Raw genomic sequence first — 23,298 nt, forward strand, 5'->3', positions numbered from 1 at the left:
GTCTCATGTGAGTTTTTTAAAGAAGATCTGCTGCCAGCTGCGCCAGGCCGGATCGTTCCCCTTTTACAAGCTTTACATGCCCAGCAATTTGCTGGTCTTTAAAACGTTCTACTACATAAGATAAACCATTATTAAATGCATCGAGGTAAGGATGATCAATTTGTTCAGGATCACCCATGAGCACAATTTTGCTCCCTTCTCCTACCCTTGTTAAAATGGTTTTCACTTCATGCTTTGTTAAATTTTGCGCTTCATCTATAATAATAAATTGATCGGGAATGCTTCTGCCTCGAATATATGTTAAAGCTTCTACCTCAATCGATCCCATCCCCGCAAGAATTGCTTCTAATTCACCAGGTTTTTTTGTATTAAACAAATATTCAAGATTATCAAATATCGGCTGCATCCACGGTCTTAACTTCTCTTCCTTTTCCCCCGGAAGAAATCCTAAATCCTTCCCCATTGGTACAATCGGTCTTGCAACTAATAGTTTTTTGTAATCTCCAAAATCTTCTGTTTGCATTAATCCAGATGCTAATGCTAATAATGTTTTTCCTGTGCCTGCTTTTCCAATTAACGTAACTAAAGGCAAATCTTTTTTCAAAAGTAATTCTATCGCCATTGTTTGTTGTACATTCCGAGGTCTAATTCCCCATATATGTTCATGGTCAAAAACAAGCTTTTTCACATACTTTCTTGAAGCATCCACCATTGCTAACGCAGAAGAAGACGAACCTAATACATCTTTTAGGATTAAAAATTGATTTGGAAAAAAGGTCCCATAGCCAATTTCAGAAACAGCTAGTTTTCCTTTTTCGTAAAATTTATTTAATAGTTCTAACGTTACTTGAACATCTGTAAAACCGGAATACAAATGTTCATTTTCGACGACTCTGTCGCTTAAAAAATCTTCTGATAGCAATCCAATTGCATTTGCTTTCACTCGGACTAACGTATCTTTGCTCACTAATACGACAGTTCGTCCATTTTCTTTTTTTTGTTCTTCTATCGATAAATTCTTCGCTACTGCCAATATACGATTATCATTTGTTTTTTCCACAAATATTTCTTGGAGTTGGTGAAAGGAGCGATGATTTAATTCAATTCGCAGAGTCCCACCATTTTCAAGCGGTATTTTTTCATGTAAATTTCCTGCTTCTCTTAGTTTATCAATTAATCTGGATATTTGTCTTGCGTTCCTTCCTATTTCATCCATATAACGTTTTTTACTGTCGACTTCTTCTAAAACAACTGCCGGAATCACTACATCATTGTCTTCAAAAGAAAAAATGGAATAAGGATCTTGTAACAAGACGTTTGTATCTAAAACGTATATTTTACTCAAACCAATGCCTCCTGCTTCAACGTCGTATATTGCTTGCACTATCCGCTTAACGGAAAAAAGCCTTGGTTAAATATATGTTTTACCGCATAAAGATAGAAGATATTTTACACAATAAACAGAGGAAAGTAAGAAAAGCGGAAGCGCCTTGCTCAGCCCTGAAGAAAAATGTTCATTTGACTGAAAAGTGCTTTTTACTTTTAGAGGCAAAGGGTTATTTTTCACAAGGGCTAGGTGCTGGAGCTAGACACCCGTCAGACTTCAGAAAACTTATGCTTTCTTATCTTTAAAAAAAACGAGAAAAGAAATCTTCTTTGGAGGTATCCATATGAAAAAAGCTGTCTTAATTATGATGTTTATGTTGCTTCTTGTTGGATGTGCCAATAATGGAAATGATCATAAGAATCATAAGGAGTCTCAATCTAATCAATCAGAACAGTCTTTAATGAATGTTAAAAATTCTAATATAGAGGAGGTGGACCGAAAAACCGGGCAGGACATTGCAAAACGACTTGTCACTCTTTCAACGAGTATTCCTGGTGTAAATGATGCCTCAGCTGTAGTACTTGGTAAATACGCAATTGTTGGGATTGATATTAAGTCCAATGTTGATCGCTCTGAAGTCGGTTCTATTAAATATTCTGTCGCTGAAAGTTTAAAAAACGATCCGTATGGTGCTTATGCGATGATTATAGCAGATCCTGATGTAACAGCAAGATTGAAAGAAATGTCAGAAGATATTAGAAATGGGGAACCTGTTCAAGGGATTTTTAATGAGCTCGCTGATATGACAGGAAGATTAATGCCTGAGGTCCCTTCTGATATGATTAACCCAAATCCTAAAACGAATATAAAAGATCCAGATGAGAAGTTAAATAACAAAGAAGAAAAAGATATAAAAAGGGATCAGAACGAACAATCCAATCAGCACCTACGGGATTAAACTCGTTTTCTACAAAAGATTGTATTATAATAGCCCTATAATCGAATTTGATATATTGATGATTAGAGGTGCACAATTTGAAAGTAAAATGCGTAATATGCGATGCAATTGAAGACATAGATGAAAACTCATTTCAAGCAAAACGCCTGCGGAACCGACCAATTCATACGTATATGTGTAAAAAATGCGACACTAGAATCACCGAAAATACACAAAAACGAGTAGAGTCAGGAAATTTTGTACTATACCGAAGTAAAATAACAGAAGAAGAATGGTAAACACGAAAAGCGGAAGCGCCTTGAACAGCTCTGAAGAAAAATGTTCTCATGACTCAAAAAGTGTTTTACTTTTGGCTGTTTTCTCAAAGCTTGTTGTTTTCCACATGAAAACTTGGAGAAGTAGTACTCAGCAGACTGAATACACGTAGACTCCTGTGGGAATGCGAGAAAGACGAGACCCCACAGGAGCGTATGCGACGAGGAGGCTCGACGCTCGCCCACGGAAAGCGAAGTGTATTCAGTCTGCGAATTTAAAAGCAACAATCAATAAGAAAACAGCTAAACAGCCTTACTTTTAGAGGTATGAGGTTATTTTTCATAAGAGCTAGGCGCTGGCCGGCTAAATACGCCACGTCCTGTGGCAACGCCGGCACTTGTACTTCCTGTACGTCGGAGCTGGATCAAAGAAAGCGGAAGCGCCTTGAACAGCTCTGAAGCTAAATCAAAAAAGCTAAGCTCTCATATCAAGCTTAGCTTTTTTTCTTCAATTAATTATTCTGCTAATTTTTTCTTTTTCGTTACACGTTCACGTTCTGATTTATTTAGAATTTTTTTACGTAAACGAATTGATTCTGGTGTTACTTCGCAATACTCATCTTCGTTTAAGTATTCTAATGATTCTTCTAAAGTCATAATTTTAGGCTTTTTCATTGTTGCTGTTTGATCTTTGTTCGCTGAACGAATATTGGTAGCTTGTTTTACTTTTGTGATATTAACTGTAATGTCATTTTCACGAGTGTGCTCCCCAACGATCATTCCTTCATATATTTCCGTTCCTGATTCTACAAAGATGATTCCACGGTCTTCAACTTGCATAATACCATAAGTAGATGCTTTGCCTGTTTCCATACTTACAAGAACACCTTGGCGTCTTCCACCTACTTGACCTGAAGCCATTGGCTGATAGCTGTCAAATGTATGGTTGATGATACCATATCCGCGAGTTAATGTTAAAAACTCAGTAGTATAACCAATAAGTCCACGAGCAGGTACATTAAAGATTAAACGTACTTGACCATTTCCATTATTGATCATATCCAACATTTCCCCTTTACGAGCACCAATTGACTCCATAACAGAACCAGTATGCTCTTCTGGCACGTCAATTTGTACGCGTTCAATCGGCTCACAACGAACACCATCAATTGTTCTTACGATAACTTCCGGTTTAGAAACTTGAAGCTCATATCCTTCACGACGCATATTTTCAATTAAGATAGATAAGTGTAATTCTCCACGTCCAGATACTGTCCAAGCATCAGGTGAATCTGTATTTTCAACACGTAAGCTTACATCTGTCTCTAATTGTGCACGTAATCTTTCTTCGATTTTTCTAGATGTTAAATATTTGCCTTCTTTTCCAGCAAAAGGACTGTTGTTTACTAAGAATGTCATTTGTAATGTTGGCTCATCAATTCGTAGTACCGGAAGTGCGTCTTGGTGATCAAATGGACAAACCGTTTCCCCTACGTTGATATCTTCCATTCCAGATACTGCGATTAAATCACCTGCGTATGCTTCTTCAATTTCTTGTCTTTTTAATCCAAAGAAACCAAAGATTTTTGTTACACGGAATTGTTTTACTGATCCGTCCAGTTTCATCAATGCAACTTGTTGGCCTACCTTCATCGTTCCACGGAATACGCGGCCAACTCCAATTCTTCCTACATAATCATTGTAGTCAAGAAGTGCTACTTGGAATTGCAGAGGCTCCTCACGGTTATCAACTGGTGATGGAATATGCTCTACAACTGCATCGTATAATGATTGCATGTTCTCATCTTGTTTATCTGGATTTACACTTGCAGTACCATTGATAGCAGATGCATAAATAACAGGGAACTCTAATTGTTCTTCCGTTGCATCTAATTCAATAAATAAATCAATTACTTCATCCACTACTTCTGCAGGACGAGCAAAATCACGGTCAATTTTATTTACAACCACAATCGGCGTTAATTTTTGCTCTAATGCCTTTTTCAGCACAAAACGCGTTTGTGGCATACAGCCTTCATATGCATCAACTACAAGTAATACTCCATCAACCATTTTCATAATACGTTCTACTTCTCCGCCGAAATCAGCGTGTCCTGGTGTATCCAAAATGTTAATGCGTGTATCTTTATATTGAATCGCTGTATTTTTTGCTAAAATTGTAATACCGCGTTCTCTTTCTAAATCATTGGAATCCATTGCACGCTCTTCCACATGCTCATTTGTACGGAAAGTTCCAGACTGTTTTAACAGCTGATCTACTAACGTTGTTTTCCCATGGTCTACGTGGGCAATAATAGCAATATTACGAATATCTTCTCTAATTTTCAAGAATTTCACTCCTACCTAAATGGTCTATCTATTTTGTTTATTTTATACCTCATAACTGAGTCATTATACCATATATTATTGTAGAAACCTAAAGGGTTTTTATTGTAAAATAAAAAAAGATATATTGGAAACGTTATTTTTACCAACATTCACTAATTTTTTTACGAGAAGGTTGGATCAGGATTGTCCGAATGTGATCCACAGGACTTTTTAATAGTGTCAGAATATATATATGAAGTTAGGTTAATGTCAAGCGCCTTGCTCAACCTCTAAAACTGCTAAAGGACGGTATTTATGGAAAAAGAACATGGGCCATTTTATTTTTATAAGATATTTTCAATAGCTGCCTTTATTTGCAGCGGAATATTTCTAGTAGAACGAAGCACAAAAGGAGCACTTATTTGTTTTCTATTATTTACCATGATTATTTTTTTGGCTTTAAGGAAGAAAAAAAAATTGCGAAAAAAAGAGATAGTGTAAAATCTTGATAACCTTATTGAATCGCTTCTAGTATCTTATAAAAAAGCAATAGTGTAAGGATATAATTTACATCCCCATTCACTATTGCTGTAAGAAAATATTTTTTACCACTTTCCATTTTTTAAATATTTCTCTAATATTTCTTGATGCAATCCTGGTTTGCTTGCAAAAAAAGAATTTTGCGAAAGCATATCCAACTCTTCATTTCTTAAAGAAGTGACCATTCCACCAAGTTCTTCTATCATAATTTTTCCGGCTGCATAATCCCATGGGGATAGTCTTAACGTCATATAAGCATCCATTCTTCCTGATGCGACATAAGCTAATTCTAAACAAGCAGAACCAAATGATCTTGTCCCTCTCGCATCTTTAGCTAATGGAGCCAAAATCGACGGGTCAATCCGTTTATTTTCCATTACCCAAGTCGAATTCAACCCTATAATTCCTTTTTCAACCGTCGTTTCTTCTAATGGTGCTAATGGAATATCATCCATATAAACTCCATTTCCTTTAAAAACATGATAAAGCTCATCTGCCACCACATCATAAATTAAACCAATTTTTCCTACACCATCTTCATATATGCCGATGGATATAGCAAAATCACGCTGCATATGTACAAAGTTCATCGTGCCGTCAATCGGATCAACAATCCACACAACTCCATTTAACTCTTCTACCTTTTCTGCTAATCCTTCTTCTCCTAATATGCGATGGTCTGGATATGTTTGATTAATTTTTTTTATTAGAAAATCTTCTGTTGCTTTATCAATTTCTGTAACTAAATCATTTTTATTCGATTTTGTTTCAATAATTAGTTGTTTTGAAAAGGAATCTTTAATTCTTTCTCCAGCTTCTTTTATCCATGTTTTTGCAAATGTATCTACTTCACGCCAATTTGTCATATTTCCCATCCTTTTTGAACACGAACTTATATGTAAGACGATTCGCTTTTTTGACACTCTCTTTTATTTTAGCTTACTGCAATGATTCTAATGCATCAAGTAATTACTTACTAAAATTATTCTTTCTATAAGAGGATGTTCAAAAAGGCACCAAATGATAAGCGGCGAATCTCTTCGTTGGCTTGCTTCTAATTTGTTACCTTTTTGAACACACACTATAAATAGTAAAAATCATAAATGCTTTCGGAGAATATCCCCGGTCACATTTATGATTATCAAACGCTAATCACATTATAAAGCTTTAAGTCTCAGAAGTTCCTGTCTAATTCTTTCAAGCTTTTGCTTACTTTCTTTTTTTTGCATTTCATTCTTCTCGTTCATAGCATCAAATAAAGTAGCCAACTCATAATCCATTTCTAATCGAAGAACAGCTCTTTTTTCTCTTTCCATATCTTTCGTCTTTGCTAAATTCATTAATTGTTTCACTTGACAGTACACCCCTTCCATCGACTTAAAATTGTATATTTTTTCTTATATCATATGTTGAAATCACTTTCCTTGCAACAAATATGTGTTATCACCTAATAGAGGTTGTTTAATAATCCGCTTTTCTTTAATTAACCATCTAATTATGCTAAAATATTGGACAGTGAGTAAAAAAAGCATACGGTTTATTGTCTAGGCTGTTTTCGTATAGATTGTTACTTTTAAACTCGCAGCCTGCATATACTTCGTCCGTTTAGCGAGCGTCGAGCCTCCTCGTCGCATACGCTCCTGCGGGGTCTCGCCTTTCTCGCATTCCCACAGGAGTCTACGTGTATGCAGGCTGCTAAGAAACACTTTTTCAAATATTTTATGTAAAAAACAACAAACTTTGAGAAAACAGCCATTGTCTAAAACTTAATAAAGGAGTTTCTACTATGCAATTTGAAGGATTTAATGCAAAAGATTTTGATACGTTTAAAATAGAAGGACTCGATGAAAGAATGCAAGCTATTCAAGAGCGGATTCAACCAAAATTCCGTGCAATCGGCCAAGTATTAGCAGATGACCTTTCCACCAAATTAGGAAACGAAATGTTTTTACATATAGCAAAACATGCAAGACGAACAGTTAATCCGCCTAAAGATACATGGCTTGCACTTGCTGCAAATAAACGTGGCTACAAACAGCATCCACACTTTCAAATAGGATTATTTGATGACCATGTGTTTATCTGGCTGGCTTATATTTACGAATTGCCAACTAAAAAAGAAATTGCTGAAACGTTTTTAGAAAATATACAAACAATTAAAACTGCCATTCCAAATAATTATGTCATTTCACTCGACCATATGAAAAAAGATGCCGCTTCCATTGCAGACCTTGATTTACATAAATCACTGGAACGCTTTCGTGATGTAAAAAAAGCGGAATTTTTAGTAGGAAGGCATCTTGATGCTAATGATGCTATTTTAACGAACAGCAAGGCGTTTATAGAGCTTGTAGAAGAAACATTTGATACACTGCTGCCTTTGTATAAATTATCCTTAAATAAAGAAGCGTTACAGCCTTAACAAGGCAGCAGCGCTTCTTTTTTCTAAACTTAAGCTATTTTACTATGTACTTCCTTAAACTAAGCCATTTTGATTAAAACAGCTTCTTCTGTATCTTTTGCTTTTTTTATCGTTCGATAAGAAGAATAACCACTGCTTTCCTCAAATTCATCGCAGATTTTTTTCTCTTGTGATTTACTAGGAACAATTACTTTAAAAAGACGATAGTGATTCATTAGGACCTCTCTGTTGATTCCTTTTTCATACGCTTGTTCAATACATTCAAAAAACTTAATAACCGTTACAATTTCCTCTGTTGTCCAATCTATCTCTATCGGATATTGATATTCCATTTTAACACCCTTTTCTTCATATAATTATATGTACCTAATGCCTTCTATTGTAGAGGATGAGTCACTTATTGTAAAACTTGATGTTTTTCTTATGTATTTATTGTAAAAAACTAAATCCCCGACCATAAAAATGATATATTTTCAGGTGAAAAAGAGGGATAAAATAAATCTTTTATAGATAGTGAAAACTAATTGTATGCAAAGAATTTAAAAAGTGCTATAATTCATTTGTTTTATTGGATTTATTTTGTTAAATCGGTTAATAAAAAAACAAATTTCAACAATAACTAAACTTATAATAAAGAGGTGTGGAAATAATTGTCACAACACGAAACACCGTTATATCACGGTTTATTGGAGCATACAAAAAAAAATCCTGTTCAATTTCATATTCCTGGTCATAAAAAAGGAAATGGAATGGATCCGGAATTTCGAAATTTTATTGGGGAAAACGCCCTTTCAATCGATTTGATTAACATCGGGCCACTTGATGACCTTCATCAGCCAAAAGGAATGATTAAACAAGCACAAATGCTTGCTGCAGAAGCATTTGGTGCAGATCACACTTTTTTTTCTGTGCAAGGTACAAGTGGTGCCATTATGACAATGATTATGAGTGTTTGTGGTCCTGGAGACAAAATTATAGTCCCACGAAATGTGCATAAATCCATAATGTCCGCCATTATTTTTGCAGGGGCTATCCCTGTTTTTATACATCCTGAAATTGATAAAGATCTTGGTATTTCTCACGGAATTACGATTGAGTCTGTTCAGCATGCTTTAGAGCTTCATCCTGATGCAAAGGGATTATTAGTGATAAATCCTACTTATTTCGGCATATCTGCAGACTTAAAAAAGATTGTCGACCTGGCACATTCTTATGATATTCCAGTACTCGTTGACGAGGCGCACGGAGTTCATATCCATTTTCATGATGAATTGCCTTTATCTGCAATGCAAGCTGGTGCAGATATAGCTGCCACAAGCGTTCATAAACTTGGCGGCTCGATGACACAAAGTTCTATCCTTAATGTTAGAGGCAAACGGGTCAATTATAAAAGAGTACAAACCGTTTTAAGCATGTTGACAACGACAAGTACTTCGTATTTATTGCTTGCATCATTAGATGTGGCAAGAAAACGTTTAGCAACGGAAGGAAAACAATTGCTCGATAAAACGATTGCTCTGGCTCAAAGTATTCGTCAACAAATTAATGATATCGAACATTTATATTGTGTAGGAGCAGAAATAGTAGAAGCACATATTGCCTTTGATTTTGACCCAACAAAATTGATCATTTCTGTAAAAGATTTAGGAATAACAGGTCATGAAGCTGAAGAATGGCTGCGGAAACACCATCAAATCGAAGTGGAAATGTCAGACTTATACAATGTGCTTTGTATCATTACACCAGGTGATACAGAAAAAGAAGCAGCTATATTAATAGGTGCGTTAAAAGAGCTTTCAGAAGTATATTACACTCGAGCTGGTAAAGTAGAAGCAAAAGTAATGCTGCCAAATATTCCTGTATTAGCTCTAACACCAAGAGATGCGTTTTATTCAGAAACAGAATTGGTTGATTTTGATGATTCTGTTGGAAGAGTAATTGCTGAATTTATTATGGTATATCCACCAGGCATACCTATTTTTATCCCTGGCGAAATCATAACAGAAGATAACTTACAATATATTAAAAGAAATATGGAAGCTGGTCTGCCTGTACAAGGTCCAGAAGACTATGATTTCAAAAAACTTCGTGTCATTAAAGAACATCGGGCGATTAGGTAGCTTCTTTGTGCATAAATATAAATGGGGCTGTGTTTTTACTAGAAGCACAGCCTTCCTTTCATCATATTGTTTTTTTGCGATACTTCTTCCGTGCATAGTTACGTGATGACAACTATCGTCATAATCATTTGAAAAGAACCATAGATAGCAAGGCTAATAAAGGTAGCAAGCATCGTTTTCCTTGGCGATTTAATAATATAATTTCCAATCGTTATCGCTAAATATAAAAAAACGCCAAACATGAAGATTTTATAAATAAATAAATCATGTTTAGACAACCACTCTATGATCGAATATCCACTCCATAATATCAATTGTATAAGAATTGCTGTATAAACCTTCAAACGAATTTCACCGCCTTATATCTAGCTCCAATATAATTTATTTTGGCTGTTTTCTCAAAGTTTGTTGTTTTTCACGTAAAAAATGGGAGAAGAAGTACTCAGCAGACTGAATACACGTAGACTCCTGTGGGAATGCGAGAAAGACGAGACCCCACAGGAGCGTATGCGACGAGGAGGCTCGACGCTCGCCTACGGAAAGCGAAGTGTATTCAGTCTGCGTGTTTAAAAGCAACAATCTATACGAAAACAGCCTTTATTTTTTATCGTATTTGGATATATTAATAGTATATGATAAACACCCTTTTAATATATTTTATATTAAAAGAAACTCATGATTGTTTCCTCAAGAACGGAAAAAAACCCACTTTAAAAGTGGGTTTTTTGTATAACAATTATTACTTAATAATATGGATTGGGCTTCCAATAGCAACTTCAGCAGCTTCCATTGTAATCTCTCCAAGTGTTGGATGAGCATGGATAGTCATTGCTAAATCTTCAGCAGTCATTCCAGCTTCAATTGCTAAGCCAAGTTCTGCAATCATATCAGATGCGCTTGTTCCAGCAATTTGAGCTCCAATTACTAAGCCATCTTCTTTACGAGTGATAAGCTTCATAAAGCCTTCTGCTTGGTTTAGAGCAAGTGCACGGCCGTTCGCAGCAAATGGGAATTTAGAAGCAGTGATTTCAATTCCAGCATCTTTTGCTGATTTTTCTGTATGGCCAACTGTAGCTAATTCCGGCTCAGAGAATACAACAGCAGGAATTCCAAGATAATCAATTTCAGCAGGATGTCCAGCAATTGCTTCAGCAGCAATTTTGCCTTCATAAGAAGCTTTATGTGCAAGTGGTGGACCTTCAATTACGTCACCAATTGCAAAAATATTGCTTACAGATGTTCTGCATTGTTTATCTGTTTTAATTAATCCACGTTCAGCTAACTCAATGCCTACTTGTTCAAGACCTAATTCGTCTGTGTTTGGTTTTCTTCCAACCATTACAAATACATAATCAGCTTCAATTTTTTCTTCTTTTCCTTTAGCTTCATATGTTACAACAACGCCAGTATCAGATTCTTCGACACCTTTAGCCATTGCTTTCGTAATAATTTCAGCACCTTTTTTCTTTAAGTTACGTGTAACTAATGAAGACATTTGTTTTTCGAATCCGCCTAGGATTTCGTCAGCACCTTCTAAAATAGTAACTTGAGTTCCGAAATTAGCGTAAGCACCACCTAGCTCAGTACCTACATAACCTCCGCCGATAACAACGATTTTTTCTGGAATTTCTTGCAATGCAAGTGCTCCAGTAGAATCAAGAACTCGTTTAGAATATTTAAATGCAGGAATTTCAATTGGAGTAGATCCAGTTGCAATAATAGCATTTTTGAATGTGTATGTTTGGGATGATTTTTCATCCATTACTTTTAAAGTGTTAGCATCAACAAAATATGCTTCCCCTTTAACGATGTCTACTTTATTCCCTTTTAAAAGTCCTTCTACACCGCCAGTAAGCTTTTTAACAACACTAGCTTTCCACGCTTGAACTTTTGAAAAGTCAACTTTTACATTTTCAGCTGTAATTCCGATATCATCAGAATGTTTAGCTGTTTCATAACGATGTCCAGCAGCAATTAACGCTTTAGAAGGAATACATCCTACATTTAAGCAAACTCCGCCTAGTACATTTTTTTCTACGATTGTTACTTTTTGCCCTAATTGTGCAGCACGAATTGCAGCAACATATCCACCAGGACCTGCACCAACGACTATAGTATCTGTTTCAATAGGAAAATCTCCAACTACCATGTTCTTACGCCTCCATTAACAATAGTTCTGGATCGTTTAATAAACGTTTAATATGATTCATAGCATTTTGAGCTGTCGCTCCGTCAATCATTCTGTGGTCAAAGCTTAAAGAAAGTGCTAATACAGGAGCAGCAACAATTTCTCCATCTTTAACGATTGCTTTTTCAGCAATGCGGCCAATTCCTAAAATAGCAACTTCAGGATGGTTAATTACAGGAGTAAACCATTGTCCACCAGCAGATCCAATGTTTGAAATTGTGCAAGAAGCACCTTTCATTTCATTTGGAGCTAATTTGCCTTCTCTTGCTTTTCCAGCAAGTTCGTTAATTTCATTTGAAATATTAAAGATTCCTTTACGATCAGCATTTTTTACAACTGGAACTAATAGACCTTTTTCTGTGTCTGCAGCAATTCCAATATTGTAGTAATGCTTATGAACGATTTCACTAGTAGCATCATCTAAAGATGTGTTTAGTGCTGGGAATTCTTTTAATGCACTTGTTAATGCTTTAACAACATATGGTAAGAAAGTTAATTTAATACCTTTGCCAGCAGCAACATCTTTGAACTTTTTACGATGAGCAACTAGTTTAGATACTTCTACTTCATCCATTAATGTTACGTGTGGAGCAGTATGTTTAGAATTAACCATTGCTTTTGCAATTGCTTTTCTGATTCCGCTCATTTTTTCACGTGTTTCTGGGAAGTCGCCTTCAGGAATAGATACTGTTGCTGCCGGTGCTTCAGAAACAGGAGCTTCTGTAGTTTCAGCTGCAACTGAAGCTGCTTCAGTTGTTGTTTCTACTTTTGCACCACCGTTTAAGAATGCTTCAATATCTTCTTTTGTAATTCTTCCATTTTTGCCAGATCCTGAAACCGTACGGATATCTACACCTTTTTCACGAGCATATTTACGTACAGATGGCATCGCAATAATTCTTCTGCTAGGATCCACTTCAACCGCTTCAGCAGCAGGAGCTTCTTGAGCAGCCTCAGCAGGTGCTTCTGCTTCTGCTTTTGCCTCTTCTTCTCCGTCACCATGGTCACCTTTAAATTGAAGGTTTTCATAACCAGGTGCATCAAATGTAATTAGAACATCTCCAACTACTGCAACAGTACCTTCATCAACTAATACTTCTTCTACAGTACCCTCAACTGGAGATGGGATTTCTACTACTGCTTTGTCATTTTGTACTTCACAAAGCACATCATCTTCTTGAACTTTATCGCCAGGTTTTACAAACCATTTTACGATTTCGCCTTCATGAATTCCTTCACCGATATCAGGCAATCTAAATTGAAAAGCCAATGTAATTCAACCTCCTACAGTTGTTACGATTTTGTTATCGAATTATTTATGTTATTCCAAACGAAAGAGCTAATACTAGAAAGTTAAAACTTTTTTAGCTGTTTCAATAATATCTTTAAAGTTTGGAAGCCATACTGTTTCCGCTTGAGTGAATGCAAATACTGTATCAGGTGCTGCAACACGAAGCACTGGTGCTTCTAAGCTAAGAATTGCACGATCATTGATTTCAGCTACAACATTTGCTGCAATACCAGCTTGTTTTTGCGCTTCTTGTACAACAACTGCTCTTCCTGTTTTTTCAACAGAAGCAATAATTGTATCAATATCAAGTGGGCTAACTGTTCGTAAATCAACTACTTCTACAGAATAACCTTCTTTTTCTAATTCTTCTGCAGCTTTAATGGACTCTTGAACCATTGCTCCATAAGTAATAATAGAAAGGTCTTTACCTTCACGTTTTACATCCGCTTTTCCTAATGGAATAGTGTACTCTTCTTCCGGTACATCTTGACGGAATGAACGATATAATTTCATATGCTCTAAGAAGATAACTGGGTCATTATCACGAATTGCTGAAATTAATAAACCTTTTGCATCATAAGGAGTTGATGGAATAACCACTTTTAAACCTGGTTGTTGTGCCATTAATCCTTCTAAGCTGTCCGCATGAAGTTCTGGAGTATGAACCCCACCGCCAAATGGTGAACGAATTGTAACAGGTGAATTATAACGACCGCCTGAACGGTAGCGCATACGTGCCATTTGACCAGAAATACTATCCATTACTTCATAAACGAATCCAAAGAATTGAATTTCAGGTACTGGACGGAAGCCTTGTAAACCAAGACCAACAGCTAAACCACCAATTCCAGATTCAGCTAGTGGAGTATCAAATACACGGTCTTCTCCGAATTCTTTTTGAAGACCTTCTGTAGCACGGAAAACACCGCCGTTAACACCAACGTCTTCTCCAAATAATAATACATTCGGATCGTTGCGTAATTCTGTGCGTAACGCATCAGTGATTGCCTGAATCATAGTCATTTGCGCCATGGCTTACTTCGACTCCTTTGCTGCATAAATTTCATATTGTTCTTTTAAGTTAGCTGGTAGCTCTTCATACATAATATCCATTAGATCTGTTACTTTTTGCTTTGGAGCTGCATCAGCAAGTTTAATTGCTTCTTTAATTTCTTCTTTAGCACGTTCGATTACTTCATTTTCTTTTTCTTCATTCCAAATACCTTTGTTCTCAAGGAATTTACGGAAACGTACTAATGGATCTTTCTTTTCCCACTCGCTGTCTAAATCTGCTGTACGGTAGCGAGTTGGATCATCACCAGCCATTGTGTGTGGACCATAACGGTATGTTAATGTTTCAATTAATGTAGGACCTTCACCGTTTACTGCTCTTTCACGTGCTTCACGAGTTGCAGCATAAACTGCTAATGGATCCATTCCGTCAACTTGAATTCCTGGGATACCTGCAGCAACTGCTTTTTGTGCAATTGTTCTTGCAGCAGATTGTTTTTCAACAGGTGTAGAAATTGCAAAACGGTTGTTTTGAACGATAAAGATTGCAGGAGCTTTAAATGCGCCAGCAAAGTTAATTCCTTCGTAGAAATCACCTTGTGAAGCACCGCCATCACCTGTGTAAGTAATTGCAACTGCTTGTGCGCCGCGTTTTTTCATACCTAATGCAACACCAGCTGCTTGAATAATTTGAGCACCAATAATAATTTGTGGTGAAATTACGTTTAATCCTTCTGGCATTTTGTTTCCTAAGAAATGACCACGAGAGAATAAAAATGCTTGATGTAATGGTAGTCCGTGCCAAATTAACTGAGGAACATCACGATATCCTGGAAGAATAAAATCTTCTTTTTCTAAAGCGAATTGTGAAGCTAATTGTGAAGCTTCTTGACCTGCTGTTGGTGCATAGAAACCTAGGCGACCTTGTCTGTTTAAAGAAATCGAACGTTGATCAAGAATACGAGTATAAACCATGCGAGTCATAAGCTCTTGTAGTTGCTCGTCACTTAAGTCAGGCATTGCAGATTCATTTACAACTTCGCCCTCTTCATTTAAAATCTGAAGCGTTTGGAATTGATTTTCCACTTGTTCAAGCTGTGCTTTCACATCTAATTGTGCCTTCTGTGTTTTAGAAGCCATTTAAGCCACCCTTTCCTTTCTTATTAAAAGACTTATTACCCCTCTAACGAAAAAACATTGTGTTATACTAACTAAGTAATAGAGAACGCTTTCTTCATTCCCTTTACTACTTAAATCAATATAGATAGCCATACCTATACAGTTTTCCACAAAATCTGCTAGAAAAAACGTCTTATAAATAATTCAATATCCGTATATTCTGTATCAATAAACATATGTTAATTATTAATACAACTTTTCAATACAAATATAAGTTTAATATAGATAATTATTATCCGTCAATCTTTAAGTGCTATGTTTTTTTAGTTAAATTTCTTTTTTTATTTTTCTAAAATTACTATCTGTACTATTAAATTATATGTATCTGTATCATTCACTTGTTACTATTAATAACTGTTTTATAATAATAAAGTTATTTGTATGTTTTTACAAATCATGTCGAATGTTGTTTTGACGCAATTCCCAACCATTTTGTGATTATTTTATTCCCCCTCTAAAACCATCCATTTATCTTTCCCCCCTTTTTTACTGACGTTTTTTTCTTGCAAACCAATGAATCAATGCAAAAAAAAGGATTCTGTAAAACCAACAATTACAAGACAGTATTGAAAGATTTCCTTCTTCCACATACTTCTGTTTTACATGTCAGCATTTTCGAATACCTTTTTATTTCATTATTTTTTATTTTGGCTGTTTTCTCAAAGATTGTTGTTTTTTACGAAAAAAAATGGAGGAAGAAGAACTCAGCAGACTGACTACACGTAGACTCCTGTGGGAATGCGAGAAAGACGAGACCCCAAAGGAGCGTATGCGACGAGGAGGCTCGACGCTCGCCCACGGAAAGCGGAGTGTATTCAGGCTGCGAGTTTAAAAGCAACAATCTTTACGAAAACAGTCTTTATTTTTTATTTTTTTCCTCTACCTTAATCTCAATTCCTGCTTGTTGATAAAACGCTACTTTCATGTCATTGTACTCCTTTGTTAACGTATTAAACTGTTCATTATTTTGAAGAACCTTTGCATATACACCATTTATTTTTTTAATTTGTGCTTCTAAATCGTCTATATTTAAATCTTTTTCTTTAAACATCTTATATAATTGCTCATCATTTTTAAGGCCTTCGGAATAATTTTTATAAAGCTCTTCATGCACTTCATAGCGGTCCATCATTTTTTTATACAATTCATTTGCTTTTGACTTTAATTCTTTATCCTTTAAATCTTCTATTTCTGTTTTGACTGTTTCAAAGGTTTCCTTCGATTTTTTAATACTTTCTTCTTCCTTATTCATGTATTCTTTTCTTTTTGCTATCGAAGCTAGCGCTTGATCAGAAAGCTTTTTTATTTCATTCATTTTATCTAAATCAAGGGCAATGATTTGAGTATATATTTCTTGTTCTTTTTTCTCTAATGTAACTAACGGCTCTTGTTGCGCTTCAAATTGTTTTTCTGCTGTGACAACTTTTTCTAACTTTTCATACATTTTTTCACTCGGGGGTTGAAAATGAAAACAGCCCGATAAAAAAATTGTTACGATTACTATGATAGAAATTGGTATAACTTTTTTTTGTTTCAAACTTTTTCCTCCTCACTCTCTCACTATATCTAGTCTAAAAAATTTTTACAAATCCTTATTTTTTCATGGATATATTTAACACAGTAGAAAACAGGCCATTTCCTTCCTGTTGAAATACTCTCAAATCTTCTATTAAATACTAGTAAAGCTATTTAATCTAATTTATTAACTCGTCCTCATTTATATTACTAATTCTAGTAATTGTTGTATAAATGCTGTAGCACCTGCAGAAAAAACTTTTCTGTTTAACTTTTCAGCATTTGTCTGTTAGACTTAAGAAAAGCGGTAGCGGCTTGCTTCTGTACGTCCACGCTAGACAGTTTTCAAATTTTAACATTTATTTTTATCTTAATTTAATACTAGTTGCAATGTATGTGTAAAGGAAGTGATTAGTTTGTTGACGATGAAGGATATTATTCGTGACGGACACCCGACATTACGGAAAGTGGCAGAAGAGGTAACTCTTCCGGCAAGTGAAGAAGATAAAAAAACACTTGAAAGCATGATGGAATTTCTTATTAATAGTCAGAACCCTGAAACCGCAGAAAAATATGGGCTTAGAGGAGGAGTAGGGCTTGCTGCTCCACAAATAAATATATCCAAACGAATGATTGCTGTTCATGTGAAAGATGAAACAGGAAAAGAATATAGCTACGGCCTTTTTAATCCAAAAATAATAAGTCATTCTGTGGAAAAATCATATTTAACATCTGGTGAAGGCTGTTTATCTGTTGATGAGTCAATTCCAGGTTTTGTTCCCCGCTATGCAAGAATTGCACTAAAAGGAACAGACCTTCAAAACAAAGAAGTCAAAATAAGACTTAAAGGCCTGCCAGCTATCGTTTTTCAACATGAAATTGACCACCTAAATGGTGTAATGTTTTATGATCATATCGACAAACAATTCCCGCTAAATCCTATTAAAGATGCCATAGCTATCGAAAGATAATACGGAATTTTTTTCAGGAGAGGAAGGCATGCTGCTTTTTTATTAAGATTAAGACAGTAGTTTGAACCATACATATTACATGTATGGTTCCTATTTTCTTACAAAGTGGGATAAAGCCTGCTTATCCATTACTAATAACTGCCCCTCCCTCCAACTTCTAAATTTTCCCATGAAAATTTTTTCTATTTCTTCATATAATAATATTAAATTATTCAATCATTGAATATGATACTTAAACTAAAGGCTCTGTTAAACGATACTGTTGATTTTGGAAGGAAATTTGCGAGACTCCTGTGGGATTAGCGAGACAAGTGAAACCTCGTAGGAGCGTCGTTACGAGGAGGCTCGGCGCTCGCCCCTCGGAAAGCGAGCGATAAGCTTTGGAACCCCCCTTTTAACAAAGCTTATTTTCAGGGTAAACACCCATGCTAATAAAATTCGCACCATGGCACATGGAAAGAAGTAGTCTCCACATTTATAGCGCAGAGCAGCGTGAATACACGAAGACTCCTGCGGGAAAGCGAGACAGACGAGACCCTGCAGGAGCGTAGCGACGAAGCGGCTCGGCGCTCGCCCGCGGAAAGCATAGTGTATTCACGCTGCGGAACTTCTTTTCAGGGTAGCGAAACTTAAAAAACTCCACGCGAATAAACTATTTTTGGACAAAATGATGGATTATTTAAGTGAGAACACTTTACATTGGACAATAATGGTTTAAAATAAAAGTAAGGAGATGATCCACTATGTTGAAGAAGCTAAGAAAAAAGCTCTTAAAACAGTGGAAAGATTTATTAAGAAAAAAAACAATTGCTTAAACATTGCAGAAAGATTTTATTAAGGTCAGGCCCCACATGCCACCATAATAATAATAGTGTGTGCCAACATTATTATTATTAATTTTTGTGGCTGGGGGTCAGACCTTTTATTTTCTCAAAAAATCGATTGCTTTCAACCAAATTAACTCTCTTTTACCTTTGCTTTTACACCCAATCTACTATTGTAATATACATTCTTATCATTTGAATAACAGTACATTGTCAAAATAGAAAATCGGGCGTTTACATATTCTACATAACGAAGAAAGTGCTTTCTAACTTTTTTATAATATAGTATAAAAGCAAATAATTTGTCCTTTTTATGCTTATCAGCATTGATATGTTTTTATAACGCTGATTTGCGGACAATCTCTATTTAAAAGAAAAAACATGAAAAACATGTTAACTTTTTATATAATATAATTAGATAATAATATTAAGGAGCGATTCATCATGATTTTTAAAGTATACTATCAAGACTCAAAAGCAGAAGTACCAGTAAGAGAAAAAACTAGAACTATTTATATGGAAGGTGTATCTGAAAGAGACATTAGAACAAAACTTGCAGAAAAACCATATAATATTGAGTTTATTACTGCTGTCGAAGGTGCATTCTTAGAATATGAAAAACAAAATGAAGATTTTACAGTATTGGAGATTGAATAATGAAATTTGTTAAAAATGATCAAACAGCTGTATTTGCTCTAGGAGGTCTAGGGGAAATCGGTAAGAACACATACGGTGTTCAATTTCAAGATGAGATTATTCTTATTGATGCGGGAATTAAATTCCCAGAGGACGAGCTTTTAGGAATTGATTATGTTATTCCGGATTACAGCTTTCTTGTGAAGAATGTAGACAAAATTAAAGGCTTATTTATCACACATGGTCACGAAGACCATATAGGTGGTATCCCTTACCTTTTAAGACAAGTTAACATTCCTATTTATGGAGGAAAATTAGCACTTGCACTAGTAAGAAATAAACTAGAAGAGCACGGTCTATTACGTCAGACAACTTTACATGAAATACAGGAAGAGGATGTTATTAAATTCAGAAAGACTTCTGTATCTTTTTTTAGAACGACACATAGTATCCCTGATTCCTATGGTATCGTTGTCAAAACCCCGCCAGGACAAATCGTTCATACTGGAGATTTTAAGTTCGACTTTACACCTGTTGGTGAACCAGCAAACTTAACAAAAATGGCGGAAATAGGTAAAGAAGGAGTGCTCTGTCTACTTTCTGACAGTACAAATGCTGAAGTTCCAAACTTTACGATGTCAGAAAGACTTGTCGGTGACAGCATTCAAGATATTTTTAGAAAAGCAGATGGCAGACTTATTTTTGCTACCTTTGCCTCTAATATTTATCGCCTTCAACAAGTTACAGATGCTGCTGTGGAATACGGAAGAAAAGTGGCTGTATTCGGAAGAAGTATGGAAGCAGCTATCAATATAGGATTAGAGTTAGGGTTTATTCAAGCGCCAAAGGAAACATTTATTGAACCACAGCAAATAAATCGCCTGCCTGCTAATCAAGTAACAATCCTTTGTACAGGAAGTCAAGGAGAACCGATGGCTGCCATGTCAAGAATTGCAAATGGAACACATCGTCAGATTCAAATAATTCCTGGTGATACAGTCGTATTCTCTTCTTCACCAATTCCAGGGAACACAATTAGTGTAAACAGAACGATTAATATGCTATATCGTGCAGGAGCAGAAGTTATTCATGGACCGTTAAATAATATCCATACATCAGGTCATGGTGGACAGCAGGAACAAAAATTAATGCTGCGTTTAATGAAACCCAAATTCTTTATGCCTATTCACGGAGAATACAGAATGCAAAAAATGCATTCTGAGCTTGCGATTGACTGTGGTGTAAACGAAGAAGACTGCTTTATTATGGATAATGGTGAAGTTCTTGCTCTTTCCAATGATACTGCACATATTGCCGGCAAAATTCCTTCTGGCTCCGTTTATATTGACGGCAGCGGAATTGGCGATATCGGAAATATCGTGTTAAGAGATCGCCGCATTCTTTCAGAAGAAGGTTTAGTTGTTGTTGTTGTTAGCATCAATATGAAAGATTTTAAAATCTCAGCAGGTCCAGATCTTATTTCAAGAGGATTTGTATATATGCGTGAATCTGGTGATTTAATAAATGATGCGCAAAACTTAATAAATAAACATCTAAATAAGGTAATGGAACGTAAAACAACACAATGGTCAGAAATAAAAAATGAGATTATCGAAACATTGTCTCCTTTCTTATATGAAAAAACAAAACGTAGACCAATGATCCTTCCAATCATTATGGAAGTTTAAAAAGAACCGCTACACAAAAAGCACGCAAAATAAATGCGTGCTTTTTACTTATTTTTAAGACATCACTTTTTTCTCAAAACGATTAATATCCGAGTCTGCACCAATTACGATTAAAACATCATTTTCTTTTATTGGCTCTGAAGCCTGTGGAGATACAATAATGTCATTATTCCGTTTGATAGCAACAATTGTTATTCCATAACGGGCACGGATGTCTAAATCAACCATTGTATAACCATCTAATCTATTGCTTGCCTTTATTTCAACAATGCTATGTTCATCTGATAATTCTAAATAATCTAGTACATTATTGGAAACAATATTATGGGCAATCCTTTTTCCCATATCCCGTTCAGGATGTACGATGGAGTCTGCTCCAATTTTATTTAACACCTTTTCGTGATAATCATTTTGCGCTTTAACGGTAATATTACTTACACCCAACTCTTTTAAAATAAGGGTAGTAAGAATGCTTGCCTGAATATCATCTCCAATTGCGACTATAACATGTTCGAAGTTTCGAATCCCTAAACTTTTTAAAACATTTTCATCAACCGAATTCCCTACGACCGCATGGGAAACAATATTTGCATACTCATTTATGCGCTCTTCGTTTTTATCTATTACCATTACTTCCATTCCAAGTTCTACTAATTCGCGACAAATACTGCCTCCAAATCTTCCTAATCCGATAACTGCAAATTCTTTCTTCAAACTAGAATCCTCCATACAACTGTTCAATAGTAATTACTACGATAAAGTAGTTATTTTCTTTGAATACTTTCTAATATTATCATATTTCCAACCTTGTAGAGAAACAATAACCTATTCCTTCTATTCATTTTCTCCTTTTTATAAGACAGAAAACACTGTAAAACGAGCAAAAGTATTTTCCGCTTGTTTTACAGTGTTATTTAGTTTCCTTTGTATTGCAAATATTTTGTTAACATCGATATAGCAGATCCAATGGCCTCTTCGTTTGCATTTAGTTTGTTATGATGCAATCCGTACGGGGAATCCACTCCAAGCCAAAACATAAAGCCTGGGATATCCTTTAACATATAGCCAAAATCCTCGCCTGTCATCGCTTCCCTACACTCTATAACGTTTACTTCCGTTTGATTTTCTACAAATGCCATAAATTCTTTTGTCAGCTGCTCTTCATTATACACTTGATAATAGCCACAGCCAAAATCAATGGTACATTCACAGTTAAAACCAACTTCCACCCCTTTAACAAGAGATTGGACGCGCTGTTTAACCAATTCCATAGATTCACTGGAAAGCGTTCGCATCGTCCCTTCCAACCTTGCTGTTTCTGCAATAACATTTTGAACCGTGCCGCCAGTGATTTTTCCAATTGTAACAACTGCACTGTCAAGTGGATTAATATTTCTTGCAACAATCGATTGAAGCTGAGTGACAAGACTGCATGCTGCAATGACCATATCATTTGTTTGATGAGGATAAGCAGCATGTCCCCCTTTTCCTTTTAAATCAATAAATAGTTCTGATGTATTGGCAAACAGCAGGCCTGGCTTTAATGCAATGGTGCCAACCGGATATTCTGGTGCGATATGTAAAGCAATCACCATGTCTGGCATCCACTCTTGCATGATATCGCTTTTAAGCATCGGCTCTGCCCCCCCAGGGCCTTCCTCTGCTGGCTGAAAGATAAACAGGACATCATCTTTAATAGGGTTGTTAACTATCTCTGTTAATACACCAAGCGCAATGCTCATATGCAAATCATGTCCGCATGCATGCATGTTGCCTTGATGCTCAGACTGAAATGCAAGCCCTGTTTCTTCTTTCATAGGCAAGCCGTCCATATCGGCACGATAGCCAATTAGTTTGGATGAATCAAATCCAGACACTTTAACGAAAATGCCTGTTTCCCATGTTTTTATTTCCATTCTGTCCGTTTGTAATGTACGGATATATTGAAGCAAATATGCTTGTGTTTTAAATTCTTGAAATCCCAATTCAGGAATTTGATGTAGATCTCTGCGAATTTTTATAAAATCTGCACTCTCTCCCATTAGA

General features: G+C 35.8%; 21 protein-coding genes. 8 read left to right on the forward strand and 13 right to left on the reverse strand.

Going from position 1 to position 23,298, the window contains the following annotated elements; translation table 11 throughout:
• Positions 1-16: 16 nt before the first annotated feature.
• Positions 17-1,345, reverse strand: coding sequence for a PhoH family protein (locus tag ACTXGU_RS17340; protein ID WP_443482787.1), 1,329 nt, complete (start codon positions 1,343-1,345; stop codon positions 17-19).
• A gap of 325 nt (positions 1,346-1,670) precedes the next feature.
• Here ACTXGU_RS17340 and ACTXGU_RS17345 point away from each other — a divergent pair, with 325 nt between their 5' ends.
• Positions 1,671-2,285, forward strand: a complete 615-nt coding sequence (locus tag ACTXGU_RS17345) for a YhcN/YlaJ family sporulation lipoprotein (RefSeq protein ID WP_443482788.1) — start codon at positions 1,671-1,673, stop codon at positions 2,283-2,285.
• Between the two features lie 77 nt (positions 2,286-2,362).
• Complete coding sequence (locus ACTXGU_RS17350; protein WP_443482789.1) at positions 2,363-2,563, forward strand: YlaI family protein; 201 nt, start codon at positions 2,363-2,365, stop codon at positions 2,561-2,563.
• A gap of 492 nt (positions 2,564-3,055) precedes the next feature.
• On the opposite strand, the gene typA is transcribed toward ACTXGU_RS17350, so the two are convergent.
• Positions 3,056-4,888 carry a translational GTPase TypA gene (typA, locus tag ACTXGU_RS17355; RefSeq protein ID WP_443482790.1) on the reverse strand — a complete coding sequence of 611 codons (1,833 nt, stop codon included), beginning with the start codon at positions 4,886-4,888 and terminating at the stop codon, positions 3,056-3,058.
• A gap of 294 nt (positions 4,889-5,182) precedes the next feature.
• Here typA and ACTXGU_RS17360 point away from each other — a divergent pair, with 294 nt between their 5' ends.
• The gene (locus tag ACTXGU_RS17360) at positions 5,183-5,368 is read left to right on the forward strand and encodes a DUF5325 family protein (protein WP_443482791.1); all 186 of its coding nucleotides are present in this window, start codon (positions 5,183-5,185) and stop codon (positions 5,366-5,368) included.
• A gap of 104 nt (positions 5,369-5,472) precedes the next feature.
• On the opposite strand, the gene ACTXGU_RS17365 is transcribed toward ACTXGU_RS17360, so the two are convergent.
• Together ACTXGU_RS17365 and ACTXGU_RS17370 are read right to left on the reverse strand one after the other, a co-directional pair.
• Positions 5,473-6,273, reverse strand: a complete 801-nt coding sequence (locus ACTXGU_RS17365) for an inositol monophosphatase family protein (protein WP_443482792.1) — start codon at positions 6,271-6,273, stop codon at positions 5,473-5,475.
• 291 nt (positions 6,274-6,564) lie between these two features.
• On the reverse strand, positions 6,565-6,759 hold the full coding sequence (locus ACTXGU_RS17370) for a hypothetical protein (protein WP_443482793.1): 195 nt from the start codon (positions 6,757-6,759) through the stop codon (positions 6,565-6,567).
• Positions 6,760-7,193: 434 nt separating this feature from the next.
• On the opposite strand from ACTXGU_RS17370, the gene ACTXGU_RS17375 reads away from it, so the two are divergent.
• Complete coding sequence (locus ACTXGU_RS17375; RefSeq protein WP_443482794.1) at positions 7,194-7,829, forward strand: YktB family protein; 636 nt, start codon at positions 7,194-7,196, stop codon at positions 7,827-7,829.
• A gap of 59 nt (positions 7,830-7,888) precedes the next feature.
• On the opposite strand, the gene ACTXGU_RS17380 is transcribed toward ACTXGU_RS17375, so the two are convergent.
• Complete coding sequence (locus ACTXGU_RS17380) at positions 7,889-8,161, reverse strand: UPF0223 family protein (protein ID WP_443482795.1); 273 nt, start codon at positions 8,159-8,161, stop codon at positions 7,889-7,891.
• A 318-nt stretch (positions 8,162-8,479) separates the two neighbouring features.
• Between ACTXGU_RS17380 and ACTXGU_RS17385 the strand changes: the two genes are divergently transcribed.
• Entirely contained in the window at positions 8,480-9,949 is a 1,470-nt protein-coding gene (locus tag ACTXGU_RS17385; protein WP_443482796.1) for an aminotransferase class I/II-fold pyridoxal phosphate-dependent enzyme, read from the forward strand.
• A gap of 98 nt (positions 9,950-10,047) precedes the next feature.
• Here the strand turns inward: ACTXGU_RS17385 and ACTXGU_RS17390 are convergent, their stop codons facing one another.
• From ACTXGU_RS17390 to ACTXGU_RS17415, 6 genes are all read right to left on the reverse strand, one after another.
• Positions 10,048-10,293 (reverse strand): hypothetical protein, encoded by a 246-nt coding sequence (locus ACTXGU_RS17390; RefSeq protein WP_443482797.1) that lies wholly within the window; start codon positions 10,291-10,293, stop codon positions 10,048-10,050.
• A gap of 395 nt (positions 10,294-10,688) precedes the next feature.
• On the reverse strand, positions 10,689-12,098 hold the full coding sequence (lpdA, locus tag ACTXGU_RS17395; protein WP_443482798.1) for a dihydrolipoyl dehydrogenase: 1,410 nt from the start codon (positions 12,096-12,098) through the stop codon (positions 10,689-10,691).
• 4 nt (positions 12,099-12,102) lie between these two features.
• Entirely contained in the window at positions 12,103-13,407 is a 1,305-nt protein-coding gene (locus ACTXGU_RS17400; RefSeq protein WP_443482799.1) for a dihydrolipoamide acetyltransferase family protein, read from the reverse strand.
• Between the two features lie 75 nt (positions 13,408-13,482).
• A complete protein-coding gene (locus tag ACTXGU_RS17405) occupies positions 13,483-14,460 on the reverse strand; it encodes an alpha-ketoacid dehydrogenase subunit beta (RefSeq protein WP_443482800.1) in 978 nt (325 codons plus the stop codon).
• A gap of 3 nt (positions 14,461-14,463) precedes the next feature.
• Positions 14,464-15,579 (reverse strand): pyruvate dehydrogenase (acetyl-transferring) E1 component subunit alpha, encoded by a 1,116-nt coding sequence (pdhA, locus tag ACTXGU_RS17410; protein ID WP_443482801.1) that lies wholly within the window; start codon positions 15,577-15,579, stop codon positions 14,464-14,466.
• Between the two features lie 898 nt (positions 15,580-16,477).
• Complete coding sequence (locus ACTXGU_RS17415) at positions 16,478-17,155, reverse strand: YkyA family protein (RefSeq protein ID WP_443482802.1); 678 nt, start codon at positions 17,153-17,155, stop codon at positions 16,478-16,480.
• Between the two features lie 394 nt (positions 17,156-17,549).
• Here ACTXGU_RS17415 and def point away from each other — a divergent pair, with 394 nt between their 5' ends.
• The 3 genes from def (at position 17,550) to rnjA (ending at position 21,252) form a co-directional block, all read left to right on the forward strand.
• Positions 17,550-18,104, forward strand: coding sequence for a peptide deformylase (gene def / locus ACTXGU_RS17420; RefSeq protein WP_443482803.1), 555 nt, complete (start codon positions 17,550-17,552; stop codon positions 18,102-18,104).
• 1,268 nt (positions 18,105-19,372) lie between these two features.
• Positions 19,373-19,585: a DNA-dependent RNA polymerase subunit epsilon gene (locus ACTXGU_RS17425; protein ID WP_443482804.1), complete on the forward strand. Its 213-nt coding sequence runs from the start codon at positions 19,373-19,375 to the stop codon at positions 19,583-19,585.
• A complete protein-coding gene (gene rnjA / locus ACTXGU_RS17430; protein WP_443482805.1) occupies positions 19,585-21,252 on the forward strand; it encodes a ribonuclease J1 in 1,668 nt (555 codons plus the stop codon). The genes ACTXGU_RS17425 and rnjA overlap by 1 nt, the downstream gene beginning before the upstream one ends.
• A gap of 54 nt (positions 21,253-21,306) precedes the next feature.
• Here rnjA and ACTXGU_RS17435 read toward each other — a convergent pair whose 3' ends face one another.
• On the reverse strand, positions 21,307-21,966 hold the full coding sequence (locus tag ACTXGU_RS17435) for a potassium channel family protein (protein ID WP_443482806.1): 660 nt from the start codon (positions 21,964-21,966) through the stop codon (positions 21,307-21,309).
• A gap of 200 nt (positions 21,967-22,166) precedes the next feature.
• Positions 22,167-23,294: an N-acetyldiaminopimelate deacetylase gene (locus ACTXGU_RS17440; RefSeq protein ID WP_443482807.1), complete on the reverse strand. Its 1,128-nt coding sequence runs from the start codon at positions 23,292-23,294 to the stop codon at positions 22,167-22,169.
• Positions 23,295-23,298 lie beyond the last annotated feature (4 nt).

It is taken from the genome of Niallia sp. 01092, from assembly GCF_052318935.1.
Classification (GTDB): Bacteria; Bacillota; Bacilli; order Bacillales; family Cytobacillaceae; genus Niallia.

Excerpts from the sequence above, each read along its gene's own strand:
- ACTXGU_RS17345 (WP_443482788.1), top strand. The coding sequence starts at position 1,671 with ATGAAAAAAGCTGTCTTAATTATGATGTTTATGTTGCTTCTTGTTGGA.
- ACTXGU_RS17360 (WP_443482791.1), top strand. The coding sequence starts at position 5,183 with ATGGAAAAAGAACATGGGCCATTTTATTTTTATAAGATATTTTCAATA.
- ACTXGU_RS17365 (WP_443482792.1), bottom strand. The coding sequence starts at position 6,273 with ATGACAAATTGGCGTGAAGTAGATACATTTGCAAAAACATGGATAAAA.
- ACTXGU_RS17375 (WP_443482794.1), top strand. The coding sequence starts at position 7,194 with ATGCAATTTGAAGGATTTAATGCAAAAGATTTTGATACGTTTAAAATA.
- ACTXGU_RS17380 (WP_443482795.1), bottom strand. The coding sequence starts at position 8,161 with ATGGAATATCAATATCCGATAGAGATAGATTGGACAACAGAGGAAATT.
- lpdA (WP_443482798.1), bottom strand. The coding sequence starts at position 12,098 with ATGGTAGTTGGAGATTTTCCTATTGAAACAGATACTATAGTCGTTGGT.
- ACTXGU_RS17405 (WP_443482800.1), bottom strand. The coding sequence starts at position 14,460 with ATGGCGCAAATGACTATGATTCAGGCAATCACTGATGCGTTACGCACA.
- pdhA (WP_443482801.1), bottom strand. The coding sequence starts at position 15,579 with ATGGCTTCTAAAACACAGAAGGCACAATTAGATGTGAAAGCACAGCTT.
- ACTXGU_RS17425 (WP_443482804.1), top strand. The coding sequence starts at position 19,373 with ATGATTTTTAAAGTATACTATCAAGACTCAAAAGCAGAAGTACCAGTA.
- rnjA (WP_443482805.1), top strand. The coding sequence starts at position 19,585 with ATGAAATTTGTTAAAAATGATCAAACAGCTGTATTTGCTCTAGGAGGT.
- ACTXGU_RS17440 (WP_443482807.1), bottom strand. The coding sequence starts at position 23,294 with ATGGGAGAGAGTGCAGATTTTATAAAAATTCGCAGAGATCTACATCAA.